Genomic DNA, 14103 nt, shown 5'->3' on the forward strand with positions numbered 1-14103 from the left:
CAAATCAAAAACGTTTTCAAAAGTAGAAGAACACCTCATTAATATGTAAATTATTTGTAAATTCACACCTTTTTTTGTTAAAAAATCATTCGAAAAGAAGAAAATAATGTCGAAATGAAATAGTTTCAGTCGAATATAGTCTGAAAATTGTATTTATTGTAAAAAATATTTAGGTGATGAAGTGGAAATATGTGCTATAATTCCAATTGTGTATTCGATATGAAAAATATACGAAGCGCAGTGAGAGGGGTTTATAGGAAAACAGTTTGTTCATTTCTATATTTAAGTATTATTTATATTAGAATAATACAATTAAAAGACTGAATTATCGGAATTTGTCGAATGTTCTTTTGATAAAGTTCTTGATAACGAATGGTTTTGTATAGTATGATGAACTTGTTTCAGAAAATGGTATTTAAACCTTATATTTACATTTAACGGTTTGTATCATTTTTTATGTGAACTACTTTTCATTATAGTATTTTTGTTCATGTTTTTATTGTTTTATGGCTTTTCTATCTAGCTAGTTTTCAAATTTCATATGATATGAAACTAGTAGCATATTCCTGAAGGAGGAAATTTATAAAATGGCAAAGACTAACTCTTACAAAAAAGTAATCGCAGGTACAATGACAGCAGCAATGGTAGCAGGTGTTGTTTCTCCAGTAGCAGCAGCAGGTAAATCGTTCCCAGACGTTCCAGCTGGTCATTGGGGATTAGATTCTATCAATTACTTAGTAGATAAAGGTGCAATCGAAGGTAAGCCAGATGGTACATACGCTCCGGCTGAAGAAATTGATCGTGCTTCTGCTGCGAAAATTATGGCAATTACATTAGGTTTAAAAGTTGAAGAGGGTGCACAACCATCTTTCAAAGATGCTAAAAATCATTGGGCTTCAAAATACATTGCAGCGGTTGAAAAAGCGGGTGTAGTTAGAGGAGATGGAAAAGAAAACTTCTCTCCAGATAAAAAGATTGACCGTGCTTCTTTCGCTTCTATGATCGTAGGTGCTTATAACTTAAAAGATAAAGTTAACGGCGAGTTAGTTACAAAATTTGAAGATTTATTAGATCATTGGGGTGAAGAAAAAGCTAACATCCTAATCCATCTTGGACTTTCTGAAGGAACAGGAGGAAACAAGTGGGAGCCAAATAAATCTGTATCTCGTGCAGAAGCAGCTAAATTTATCGCAGTAGCAGATAAAAAATATGGCAAAAAAGATAATGCACAAGCGTATGTAACTGATGTGAAAGTTTCTGAGCCAACGAAATTAACATTAACAGGTACTGGCTTAGACAAACTTTCTGCTGATGATGTAACTCTTGAAGGAGACAAAGCAGTTGCAATCGAAGCAAGTACTGATGGTACTTCTGCAGTTGTAACACTTGGTGGCAAAGTAGCTCCAAATAAAGACCTTACTGTAAAAGTGAAAAATCAATCATTCGTAACGAAATTCGTATACGAAGTGAAAAAATTAGCAGTAGAAAAACTTACATTTGATGATGATCGCGCTGGTCAAGCAATTGCTTTCAAATTAAACGATGAAAAAGGTAACGCTGATGTTGAGTACTTAAACTTAGCAAACCATGACGTCAAATTTGTAGCGAATAACTTAGACGGTTCACCAGCAAACATCTTTGAAGGTGGAGAAGCTACTTCTACTACAGGTAAACTAGCTGTTGGCATTAAGCAGGGTGACTACAAAGTAGAAGTACAAGTTACAAAACGCGGTGGTTTAACAGTTTCTAACACTGGTATTATTACAGTGAAAAACCTTGATACACCAGCTTCTGCAATTAAAAATGTTGTATTTGCATTAGATGCTGATAATGATGGTGTTGTAAACTATGGCAGCAAGCTTTCTGGTAAAGACTTTGCTTTAAATAGCCAAAACTTAGTTGTTGGTGAAAAAGCATCTCTTAATAAATTAGTTGCTACAATTGCTGGAGAAGATAAAGTAGTTGATCCAGGATCAATTAGCATTAAATCTTCAAACCACGGTATTATTTCTGTAGTAAATAACTACATTACTGCTGAGGCTGCTGGTGAAGCTACACTTACTATTAAAGTAGGTGACGTTACAAAAGACGTTAAATTTAAAGTAACGACTGATTCTCGTAAATTAGTATCAGTAAAAGCTAACCCAGATAAATTACAAGTTGTTCAAAATAAAACATTACCTGTTACATTCGTAACAACTGACCAATATGGCGATCCATTTGGTGCTAACACAGCTGCAATTAAAGAAGTTCTTCCGAAAACAGGTGTAGTTGCAGAAGGTGGATTAGATGTAGTAACGACTGACTCTGGTTCAATCGGTACAAAAACAATTGGTGTTACAGGTAATGACGTAGGCGAAGGTACAGTTCACTTCCAAAACGGTAATGGTGCTACTTTAGGTTCATTATATGTGAACGTAACAGAGGGTAACGTTGCATTTAAAAACTTTGAACTTGTATCTAAAGTAGGTCAATATGGCCAATCACCTGATACAAAACTTGACTTAAATGTTTCAACTACTGTTGAATATCAATTATCTAAGTACACTTCAGATCGCGTATACTCTGATCCTGAAAACTTAGAAGGTTATGAAGTTGAATCTAAAAATCTAGCTGTAGCTGACGCTAAAATTGTTGGAAATAAAGTTGTTGTTACAGGTAAAACTCCAGGTAAAGTTGATATCCACTTAACGAAAAATGGTGCAACTGCTGGTAAAGCGACAGTCGAAATCGTTCAAGAGACAATTGCTATTAAATCTGTAAACTTCAAACCAGTTCAAACAGAAAACTTTGTTGAGAAGAAAATCAACATCGGTACTGTATTAGAGCTTGAGAAGAGTAACCTGGATGATATCGTAAAAGGTATTAACTTAACGAAAGAAACACAACATAAAGTACGTGTTGTGAAATCTGGTGCAGAGCAAGGTAAACTTTACTTAGATAGAAACGGTGATGCTGTATTTAACGCTGGCGATGTAAAACTTGGCGATGTAACAGTATCTCAAACAAGTGATTCTGCACTTCCAAACTTCAAGGCAGATCTTTATGATACTTTAACTACTAAGTACACTGACAAAGGTACATTAGTATTCAAAGTATTAAAAGATAAAGATGTTATTACAAGCGAAATCGGTTCACAAGCTGTACACGTGAACGTTCTTAATAACCCAAATCTATAAGTCGATTATAGATAAAGTGAAAAATCAGTGGGGATTCATCCCCGCTGATTTTTTAATAGAAAGAAGGCTCTTGTACATGTACAAGAGCCTTCTTTTTATTTCTTAAACTTAAACATATCCCCACTCAAATTCGAATCACTATACACGAACAATACCATGTTAATGTTATTGTCTTTCATGTATTGATATACATCTTTTTCGTGATAGTGACGCAGGTCGAGGATGGATGTGTGTTTGAAACTTTGTGCTAAGTGTGGCACGATCGCGTTTGCGAATGAGTCTTTTAGGACTAAGGCGCGTACTTCATTTTGTGCGTTGTTATTTTCGATGACGATTTCTGGATAGTCATCTGTGTAATAACCTGCGTATGATGTTGTATCTTTTTGTTTTTCTACGCCATATATTTCATCTAAGTTTTGATGAATAGTGCCTTTCACATCTTTTGCGGTTACGCTTGTGAAGTTAAAACCGTCTTTCGGTGTGTAGTAGCACAATTTTTCACCAGTTGCATCGATGAGTTGGTATAGTTGGTTGTTGAAGCTTCCGACTAAATGTTTATTTTGCGCGCATGTACGAGTGTAATCTTCTTTTTTTATTTCTTTTCCTTTATATATAGAAGATTGTTGCCCGATTGTGTTCATTATATATTGGTAACCTAAGAAGGCACCGTCCATATTCCAATGATGATCTGTTTTGAAATACATGTCTTGTATTTCTTCATTCGTATAGTTCTTTTTCAAGTGTTCCATAAGTTTTATTGGTTTTACGTCAGCTGGTAGTTTCGTTAGAAAGTAATTTAAATTTTCCTGTGCATATGTGTGAATATGAGAAGGTAATTTAAATGATAATGCATTCGTTTTTGACGGTGGTAAAGCAAAGTAAAACTCAACGTTTTGTTCTTTTGAAAACTGAGATAAGTCGTTTATAGCAGGCATGGATTGGTCAATATCATTATATTTTGTTGTCCACGCCGGATTTTTCAGGAGCCATTTATCATCAGTTAAAATAATGTCGTTAATGAGAGATTTGCCCATATTAATTTGAGCAATCGTATAGTTTTTAATAAGCTCATCTCGTCCGATTAGTTGATCATTTGTGTATGTTTCAAAATCTTTAAAGAAGCTACCAGTTAGGAGAGCTTCTTTCGTAAGTGCTGGTTTTTGAGCGAGCGGCCGATTTTCAACTGGTGAAATGTCTCGGTCTGTTTTGAGTAACGATAATATGCCAAATGAAAAGATAATGGTGAGAAAACCGATAAACAGGATGAGGTTCCCCAATTTTTTCATAATAACTTTTCCTTCCTACATGTGTTAAAACCTGAAATAAATAAATGGATTATATGTTGAGTTAATCAAGTACATAACCGAAATCATAAATAATGTTAGTAATAATATAGGACGTACAAATTGTGTTGTGAACATATACGTTTTTGGTGCAAGTTCTAGTATGTTTTTAATTCGTTTTAAAATTGGTGTCGCTGCGATAAAGGCAATGAGAAATACGATAATGTATTCATGTACGTACAGCATTGTATTGTCATCGATGAAAGATTGACCATCTATGCCGAACATCGCTTTTAAATATTGGAACGAGTAAGCGAAGTTGTCAGCTCGGAAGAAGACCCAACCGATCATAACGATTAGTAATACGTATGCATGTTGCAGTGGTTTCCATAGTTTGTTTAATATTTTTTCGAATCCAGCTTTTTCAATTGAAATAATAAAGCCGTAATATAAGCCCCAGGCGATAAATGTCCAGCTCGCCCCGTGCCATAAACCAGTTAATCCCCATACGATGAAGAGGTTACGATAATTCGCTAGTTTTGAAACGCGGTTTCCGCCGAGCGGGATATATATGTAATCGCGGAACCAAGAGCCGAGTGTAATATGCCATCTTCTCCAAAACTCTGAAATAGATTTAGAGATGTATGGGTAGTTGAAGTTTTTCGGGAAATCAAAGCCGAACATTTTTCCAATTCCAATTGCCATATCAGAGTACCCTGAGAAATCGAAATAAATTTGCAATGTGTAGGCGATAATACCGATCCATGCCGTTCCAACACTCATTTCAGATGGTGGTAAGGCAAAGATTTTATCAGCGACAAATCCAACTTGGTTAGCAATTAATATCTTTTTTGCTAGTCCGAGAACGAAAATTTGAATACCTTCTGTGAATCGTTCAAAAGAGTGGATGCGCGTTTTAATTTGCTCAGCGACGATATTGTAACGAACAATTGGCCCGGCAATAAGCTGAGGGAAAATAGATATATATAGCGCTAAGTTAAGTGGATTTTTTTGAACATCCCCATCTTTACGGTATATATCGATGACATAGGACATCGCTTGGAATGTATAAAATGAAATTCCAATTGGAAGTGGAATAGGTTCCACATGAATAGATAAATGCAATACGTTGTTTAAAATGTCTGTGAAAAATGAAATATACTTAAAATAAGAAAGTAATAGTATATTTCCGACCACAGCCATAATTAAAAATGTGACTTTCATATTTTTTCGTTTATCATAATGATGCACGAGTAGTCCGAAGCAGTAGTTTAATAAGATGGAAAAGAGCATTAAAAGAACGAAACGCGGTTCGCCCCATGCATAGAAAATTAAACTAAATGCAAGTAATACGAAATTACGTAGCTCGGCACGCACTATAAAATAGAAAAATAATACGAGAGGTAAAAAGATAAATAAGAAAATCGAACTACTAAATACCAAAGGACTCTCCTCACTTTTTCAAAATACATTTCGTGCAAAAAAACCGACATATCTATTATATATTCTTTTATATAATAGTGCCTTTAATATTTTAGCATGTTAATAATTCGATTAAAATAATTATTCTATATAAATAGGTTCTAATTTCATACGTAAGAAAAGGGGGCAATTAAGTGTTTTTTTATGTTGAAGATATAGAGGCGGTAGGCGGTAAAGGATTGGAATAGAAAGAAGCAGCATCCAAATAGATGCTGCTTCTTTCTATTCTATTCTATTTCTAAATCAACAATTAAGTAAGCAAGTATCACAACAAAGAAAATACTAACGGCTGGTGCTGTTAAGACGTGCCCAGACATAAAGCCGATACCGAGCGATAAGACGAGTGTGCTAGCTAGTAGCATATGTTTTACGCTAAATAGTTTTTTGAAGTTTGTGATCAAGCGAATGAATATTTTTATACCGAAATAAAGGAGCGGTAGTAAATACATAAGGAAGCCGACAATACCGAACGCAAAGAATAGGTCGTGGAAATCCATTTCGACTAACTTCATTTTCGTTGTATAGTTACCAGCGTATCCCATTCCAAATAGTTTTTGGGATAGTGGTGCTTCTTTATAGTATTGTTTGTATACTTTTAAAAACTTGTCGCGATCACTGTAAATTAAACTTTTCATTTCAGAGTCTGTTAGTTCGCCTTGTTTATGTTCTTCTTCTTTAACTACTTTTCCTTCTTTTCGGTCTTTTTCGTCTTGTACTGATTTTTTGTATTCATATATTTGTAAGTGGATGCTCATGTTTTTTGCGATAGGGGTTTGCGGTGTAAGAACGAGTAAACCACCTAATACGACAGCAGCAACGATTGTATTTACAAGATATGTGAATCCTTTTCCTTCTTTTTTACGATGCATCATATATTCAATGAATAAGAAGAAAAGAGCGATGCCAAGTGTAATAACGATAGCACCATAGCCTACTTTCGTTCCGATCATAATGCTTGCATACATCGCAAGTACAGTTGGAATCCAGTAATACACTTTTGAGAAAGAAGTTGTTTTATGGACCGAGTATAAGACAACGATTGGGAACATAATTGCGAAAATGGAACTTAAATCATTTCCAGCAAAGAACCATCCTCTTGAACCAATTTTTGAGTTCGGATAGCTTGGGAAATCTGTGCCAGTTGCCATCGCTGTGATAATCGAAATACTTAAAATTAACGTTGCATATAAGAAATATGTAATGATTTTATGAAACGCAAATTCGTTATTTTTTAATTCTTTTAGTGCGATAATATATCCAAACAGTAGTACAATTGGATATACACTTTTCATAATGAACTTCACTTCTTCTCCAAATGAAAATGGAGATTTGATCATTAAATTATTCACAAGGCCGATTGCGAGTACGATGCCAAATAGACATAAATAAAGAATATATTTTTTTGCGCCTTGTTGTTTATGATGAAGAAGTAGATAACCCAATGCAAGAAGCATAAAGGCGAAACGGACTACGATTCCGACTGTTGCGCTCATGTGTAATACATAGATTGAAAAAGACGTTAATAAATCTAAAATTGGTTGAAACACGATGAATAGCAGTAGGAAATGCGGGAAGTAGTTAGCCGTCTGTTTTAACTTAGTAACCATATGTTCCTCCATTTCTTTATTTCAGTACCTCTCTATATAATAGGAAGGAAAATGAATTTCTATATTTAATTTTTTATATCAAACTTAAGAATACACCATTTCATTGTAATGGTAAATAGATGAAGAGCGGGGATAAACCGACTTTAATTTCTATATTTTTCAACGAAATTGTATGTTTTATACGAGGTTATATACAAATTTCGTGATTATTAGACAGAAAATTAAGAAAAAAAGAAGGGTTTTTCACCTCCTTTCTATAATTATATAAGTATAATCTTTGTGTAGAAAAGAGGGGTATATAATGGAAGTAACAAGTAAAACAGAATCTGTCATTGTGAAATATGAAGGGCACGTTGCAACGGTTATGGTCAATCGCCCAGAGGTGTTAAATGCATTAGATGAGCCAACGTTAAAAGAGCTATTACAAAAACTGAAAGAAGTAGCGGAGAGTTCTGCGCATATTGTTGTGTTATGCGGGAACGGCCGTGGTTTTTCTGCGGGTGGAGATATTAAATCGATGCTTTCAAGTAATGATGAAAGCAAGTTTGATGGTATTATGAATACTATTTCTGAAGTCGTTGTGACTTTATATACGATGCCAAAGCTCGTTATTAGCGCGATTCATGGACCAACTGCTGGCCTTGGATTAAGCATTGCGCTAACAGCTGACTATGTGATGGCAGATATATCATCCATTATTGCGATGAACTTTATTGGAATCGCTTTAATTCCAGATGGTGGCGGCCATTTCTTCCTTCAAAAGCGCGTTGGTGAAAATATGACGAAGCAAATTATTTGGGAAGGAAAGAAATTATCAGCGACAGAAGCGCTTGATATCGGCTTAATTGATGAAGTAATCGGTGAGGATTTCCAAACGGCTGTGAAGCAAAAAATTAGTGAGTGGTCACAAAAGCCGATTAAAGCGATGATTCAAACGAAACAAATTTTATGTGAAGTAAATCGCTCCAATTTAGAACAAACATTGCAGCTTGAAAAACGCGGTCAATATGCGATGAGACAAACTGCGGATCATAAAGAAGGTATTGCTGCATTTTTAGAAAAACGTTTGCCGGCATTTAAAGGAGAATAAAGTGTAGTGATAGTTTTACTAACGGTTAATTTAAGGTAAAGGGGAGAAAGTGCTAACACATTTTAGTATAATTGTGTTAGCACTTTTTTTAGGAGTAATATATGAAGAAAATTATTGGTGTTATCGTTATTATTTTACTTACATATTATGCTTTGCATAGTACACCATCTCTTGCGGTACGAACTGCACTATTCTTTGAAGGGCATCCAATTGTTGCTTTCTCAGGTGAAGTGGAGAAAGAACGGGATGTGAAAAAAGAGGCGATTCCTGATGAGTACCAAACCTTATATGGCGATAAGAAAGAAGAACCAGAGCATTATTTCTTTCCGGCAGTAAGGGCGCACGGATCAGGAATTGATATGATTAGTGCATGTGTGACGAAGAAATGGTTTTTCTATAAAGCAGAGCTCGGATGTTATTAAACATAGGAGGTAATAACAGTAAATAAGAATCTATAAAAAACTATCAAAATTTACAATTACAGGTTTTATATTTCACAGAATTTAACATATAATATTTTCAGGTGATGAGAAGGGGGGTACTGGTTTATTTCTTATAATCTCTTGCATACTACTGACTTGGATGAATGGTAGTATGCAAGAGCAGATCGTTCCTAACAGGAACCTGCCGTCATTCTTTCACAATAGGTGGATGAAAAGGTCACAACCCTTACGGACAGGAAAAAGGTGAGATTCCTTTTCGGTAGTTGGCATTTGACTTGGTTCGCCAACAATTTATAGATTTTTATAAGAATTTTAAACCAGGATGAATGATGTCAGCATATAACAAGTTAGTAAGAGATCGTGTTCCAGAGAAGATTTTAATGTCTGGAAAAACATATACAGCACAAAAATTAACAGGACAAGCATACATACAAGCTTTGGCGAAAATTGGGACAGAAGAAATTCGTGAATTTGCTTCTATGAAAGAGCGTGAACATGCGCTTGATTCTCTTGCGGATGCACTGGAAGTAATCATATCATTAGCGCGTGCAGAAGGTGCAACAATTGAAGATGTAGAACGTCTTCGTAAGCAGAAAGAGATAGAGCGCGGTGGGTTTGAAAGAGGTATTTACTTGTTGGATGTTTCAGAAGAATAGATTTGTAGGGAAAGCATAGCGTTACGCATTAACGCTATGCTTTTTTGTTGCAATTAAGCTAATAATGAAGAAGATAGCTGTTACTACCCAGCCAATTGTAATAGAAGTAGTAGTATGAACGGCATAAGAAACTTGTAAACAAAGTAATGATGCTAAAAACCAAATGAGTGCAATGTGTACATGTTTTTTTGATATATTCATATTGTATAACTCCTTTTATATACTAAAGTGAATTTTACTATAATTTAGAAAATTGGGCTATATGAGTAGAGGTTTTCTAGTAAATTTTGTATACTAAATAATAGAAGAAATGAGGAGGAAACGACAATGGCACATCATGCGAAAGAAACGATGGAACTTATTAAGGAGCTTGTCTCTATTCCGAGTCCGTCTGGAAATACAGAGAAAATCATTCGTTTTATTGAAAACTATGTAAGTGAGTGGAATGTAGAAACGAAGCGTAACAATAAAGGCGCTCTTATTTTAACGGTAAAAGGGAAAAATGATGCACAGCACCGCTTATTAACAGCGCACGTTGATACGTTAGGTGCGATGGTAAAAGAAATTAAGTCTGACGGTCGTCTGAGTCTTTCTATGATTGGCGGATTTCGCTGGAACTCTGTAGAAGGGGAATATTGTGAAATTGAAACATCAAGTGGTAAGACGTATACAGGAACGATTTTAATGCATCAAACGTCTGTACATGTATATAAAGATGCAGGTGAAGCGAAACGCGATGAGAAAAATATTGAGGTTCGCATTGATGAGCGCGTATTTTCAGCTGATGAAGTACGTGAATTAGGAATTGAAGTAGGAGACTTCGTTTCATTTGATCCACGCGTTCAAATTACAGAGAGTGGATACATAAAATCACGTCATTTAGATGACAAAGTAAGTGTTGCGATTCTATTAAAATTAATTAAGAGATTACAAGATGAAAATGTAACATTACCATATACAACTCATTTCTTAATCTCTAACAATGAAGAGATTGGGTACGGCGGAAACTCTAATATTCCAGAAGAAACGGTTGAATATTTAGCAGTAGATATGGGAGCGTTAGGTGATGGACAAGCATCTGACGAGTATACAGTATCTATTTGTGCAAAAGACTCTAGCGGTCCGTATCATTATGCACTGCGTAAACATTTAGTAGAGCTTGCGAAAACGAACAATATTGAATATAAAGTAGATATTTATCCGTACTATGGATCGGATGCATCAGCTGCAATTCGCGCTGGATTTGATGTGAAACACGCATTAATTGGAGCAGGTATTGATTCTTCTCATGCATTTGAGCGTACGCATGAAAGTTCGATTGCTCATACAGAAGCACTTGTTTATGCATATGTATTATCAGAGATGATTGCAGAATAAGAAAAGAAATAGGCTACTTCTAGTAGCCTATTTTTTGTTTGCAGAGAAATCGACTTTATTTAACAAAAAGTAAATTTATTGTGATTTATTTTACAATATTAAGAAAGTAGGTTTACTACATAATTCGAGTATTATAAAATAATAGAGGCGCACTAATTTTTTTTGTTCGGATTTGTCGAAATTTATATATTAAGATTACGCGTTATTAAAAGATGATTGTCGAGAGGAGTATTATTTTTTATGAAGTATCGTGCAGTCGCGGCAGGTATTTTAGCCGCAAGTTTATTATCGTCTCCAGTAAGTAGTTTCGCAGCAGCGAAGAAGTTTTCGGATGTTCCTACATGGGCGCAAAAATCAGTTGATTATTTAGTAGGAAAAAAGGCGCTTGATGGAAAGCCAGATGGAACGTTTTCTCCATCTGAAGCAGTAGATAGAGGGTCAGCTGCAAAAATTCTAGCAGTCGTTCTTGGTTTACCAATTGATCCAAAAGCAAAGCCATCATTTAAAGATGCACAAAACCATTGGGCAGCTCCGTACATTGCTGCAGTGGAAAAAGCAGGTGTAATTAATGGAGATGGTACTGGTAAATTCAATCCATCAAGCCAAATTAACCGTGCATCTATGGCATCTATGTTAGTACAAGCATACTCATTAGATAAGAAAATTATTGGAGAACTTCCAACACAGTTTAAAGATTTGGAACCTCATTGGGGTAAGAAACAAGCTAATATTTTAGTAGCCTTAGAGATTTCTAATGGTACGGGAAATGGCTGGAATCCTGAAGGAACTGTAACTCGTGCAGAAGCAGCTCAGTTTATTGCGATGGCTGATCAAAATAAAACAAGTACATCAAAAAGAATGTATATGAACAGAAACTTTATTACATATCATCAACCATCATTATCCTCTGGTATTACTGATGTTCAACATAAGCCACAAATGGTTGAAGTGACAGAACAAAGAGCAGACGGCTGGTTGAAAATTGTAACAAGTAAAGGTGAGAAGTGGACACCTCTAACAGAAAAAACAGAAACGATTAATGAAGGATTTACTACTTATGAAAAAGCTTCACATAGTTCTAAAGTGCTAGGTACATATAATGCACAAACAGTAACAGTTATGGAAGAGAGTGGAAGCTGGATTCGTATCCGCGTAGGCGCTGGTTTCCAGTGGGTTGATAAAAATCAATTAAATCCAGTAAAACAAGAGAACTTCTTAGAAGGTAAAGCAATTATTATTGATCCAGGTCATGGTGGAATTGACTCAGGTAATGTTGGTTATTACGAGAAAGAAAGTGAAACTGTATTAGATGTATCATTACGATTAAAGAAAATATTTGAGCAAAAGGCACCATTTACTGTTATGTTCACTCGTACAGATAATACACGTCCAGGAGTAAACTCAACAGATTCATTGAAAAAACGAGTAGAGTTTGCTCAGGAACATAATGGAGATATCTTTGTAAGTATCCATGCTAATGGTTCTGCAGAGAAAAATGGACAAGGTACAGAAACATTATATTATCAGTCAGCAAGAGCAAAAGTAACGAATCCGCATGTAGAAGACAGTAAGTTATTAGCACAAAAAATTCAAGACCGTCTTGTAGCAGCGCTTGGAACAAAAGATCGTGGTGTGAAACATCAGGACTTATACGTTACTAGAGAAAATACAATGCCAGCTGTATTAACAGAATTAGCATTTGTAGATAATAAAAGTGATGCAGATAAAATTGCTACACCAAAACAGAGACAAGCTGCAGCAGAAGCGATTTATCAAGGTATTTTAGATTATTACGAAGCAAAGGGTAATAACGTATCTTCTTTCCGTTAATACATCAAAAGAGATTGCCAATAGGCAGTCTCTTTTATTTATTAACGTTTCTCTTTATTTCCGGCATGTGATATCATTTAATTTTATATGAAAAAGTATTGTAATTATAATGATATAGAGGATGATAATAGATTGAATAATCATAGTAAAACACCTGCATGTATATATACGTATGCATTTCGTGAGGAGGAGCGTGCTTTATGTTACTTGGAAATGCGCTCGTTCTTTGGAATGGAGTCTCACGTTAATATTTTGAAAAGTGATGTCAAAATTGACCCGAGTAGAAGTGCGTTTATAAAAGAGCGCGTTGAGGTTATGTACGAAGGAGACGACTTAGAAAGCATTTTAAAACAAGTAGAACAAATTGATTTGGCGGGGGCGTCATTTAAAGTGATCTTCGTTAAAATTAATGACCTCGTTGGAGAGAATAAAATTGAATATGGAGAAAGACGTCTTATTGAACGCGACCTTGGTATGCATATTGAAGGAGAAGCGGATGTTCGTAATCCAGAGCGTGTATTCGGGATTGTTCCTCTTGGAGGACGCTGGTACTTCGGGCACTATGTAGAAAGTGAACCAGTTTGGTATCATCACATAAAAAAACCACATAGTTATTCCACATCTCTTAGCACACGTGTTGCGAGATCAGTTGCAAATATCGCGGTGCCAAATCCAGAGGGAGTACGAGCAATTGACCCGTGCTGTGGTATTGGAACAGTAGTAGTAGAAGCACTTTCTATGGGGATAAATATCGTTGGTAGAGATATAAATCCACTTGTAGTTCTTGGAACGAGAAAAAATATCGCGCATTTCGGATTGGAAGGAACAGTAACAAAAGGTCCAATCGAGGAGATTACTGAGAACTACGACGTTGCCATTATCGATATGCCGTATGACTTATTTACGCATGCAACACCAGAAGACCAGTTCTCCATTCTTTCAAGTGCGCGCCGCATCGCTAAAAAGGTAGTCGTTGTCACGATGGAAACAATGGACGACATGATCCATGAAGCAGGATTCGAAATTACAGATCGCTGCACTACAAAAAAAGGAACATTTTCTAGACAAATTCTTGTTTGTGAATAAGAAAAAAAGGTCACCCATTTGGGTGACCTTTTTTGTTTGGTATTGATGTGTGATTGATTGGTGGAATGGA

Annotated in this window: 11 protein-coding genes; 7 read left to right on the forward strand and 4 right to left on the reverse strand. The window is 35.5% G+C overall.

Annotated elements, in window-relative coordinates; translation table 11 throughout:
* Window positions 1–587: 587 nt before the first annotated feature.
* The gene (ea1, locus tag AC0L0O_RS26930; protein WP_473786194.1) at window positions 588–3179 is read left to right on the forward strand and encodes an S-layer protein EA1; all 2592 of its coding nucleotides are present in this window, start codon (window positions 588–590) and stop codon (window positions 3177–3179) included.
* A gap of 95 nt (window positions 3180–3274) precedes the next feature.
* Here the strand turns inward: ea1 and patB1 are convergent, their stop codons facing one another.
* The 3 genes from patB1 to AC0L0O_RS26945 form a co-directional block, all read right to left on the reverse strand.
* A complete protein-coding gene (gene patB1 / locus AC0L0O_RS26935) occupies window positions 3275–4465 on the reverse strand; it encodes a secondary cell wall polysaccharide O-acetyltransferase PatB1 (RefSeq protein ID WP_000733036.1) in 1191 nt (396 codons plus the stop codon).
* Between the two features lie 24 nt (window positions 4466–4489).
* A complete protein-coding gene (locus AC0L0O_RS26940) occupies window positions 4490–5905 on the reverse strand; it encodes an MBOAT family O-acyltransferase (protein WP_000232126.1) in 1416 nt (471 codons plus the stop codon).
* 266 nt (window positions 5906–6171) lie between these two features.
* On the reverse strand, window positions 6172–7551 hold the full coding sequence (locus tag AC0L0O_RS26945) for an O-antigen ligase family protein (protein ID WP_264455712.1): 1380 nt from the start codon (window positions 7549–7551) through the stop codon (window positions 6172–6174).
* Between the two features lie 301 nt (window positions 7552–7852).
* On the opposite strand from AC0L0O_RS26945, the gene AC0L0O_RS26950 reads away from it, so the two are divergent.
* From AC0L0O_RS26950 to AC0L0O_RS26960, 3 genes are all read left to right on the forward strand, one after another.
* Window positions 7853–8641 (forward strand): enoyl-CoA hydratase, encoded by a 789-nt coding sequence (locus AC0L0O_RS26950; RefSeq protein ID WP_000454174.1) that lies wholly within the window; start codon window positions 7853–7855, stop codon window positions 8639–8641.
* Window positions 8642–8742: 101 nt separating this feature from the next.
* Window positions 8743–9063: a hypothetical protein gene (locus tag AC0L0O_RS26955; protein WP_000720154.1), complete on the forward strand. Its 321-nt coding sequence runs from the start codon at window positions 8743–8745 to the stop codon at window positions 9061–9063.
* Window positions 9064–9413: 350 nt separating this feature from the next.
* The gene (locus AC0L0O_RS26960) at window positions 9414–9740 is read left to right on the forward strand and encodes a nucleoside triphosphate pyrophosphohydrolase (protein WP_001277353.1); all 327 of its coding nucleotides are present in this window, start codon (window positions 9414–9416) and stop codon (window positions 9738–9740) included.
* A gap of 21 nt (window positions 9741–9761) precedes the next feature.
* Here the strand turns inward: AC0L0O_RS26960 and AC0L0O_RS26965 are convergent, their stop codons facing one another.
* Complete coding sequence (locus tag AC0L0O_RS26965) at window positions 9762–9941, reverse strand: hypothetical protein (RefSeq protein WP_149282326.1); 180 nt, start codon at window positions 9939–9941, stop codon at window positions 9762–9764.
* A gap of 126 nt (window positions 9942–10067) precedes the next feature.
* On the opposite strand from AC0L0O_RS26965, the gene AC0L0O_RS26970 reads away from it, so the two are divergent.
* The 3 genes from AC0L0O_RS26970 to AC0L0O_RS26980 all read left to right on the forward strand — a co-directional run bounded on the left by AC0L0O_RS26970 (window position 10068) and on the right by AC0L0O_RS26980 (window position 14033).
* Complete coding sequence (locus AC0L0O_RS26970; protein ID WP_263701840.1) at window positions 10068–11117, forward strand: M42 family metallopeptidase; 1050 nt, start codon at window positions 10068–10070, stop codon at window positions 11115–11117.
* A gap of 240 nt (window positions 11118–11357) precedes the next feature.
* Complete coding sequence (locus tag AC0L0O_RS26975; protein WP_473786195.1) at window positions 11358–12947, forward strand: N-acetylmuramoyl-L-alanine amidase; 1590 nt, start codon at window positions 11358–11360, stop codon at window positions 12945–12947.
* Between the two features lie 132 nt (window positions 12948–13079).
* Window positions 13080–14033, forward strand: a complete 954-nt coding sequence (locus AC0L0O_RS26980) for a TRM11 family SAM-dependent methyltransferase (protein ID WP_473786196.1) — start codon at window positions 13080–13082, stop codon at window positions 14031–14033.
* Window positions 14034–14103 lie beyond the last annotated feature (70 nt).

It is taken from the genome of Bacillus sp. GS3m_15504, assembly GCF_055825275.1.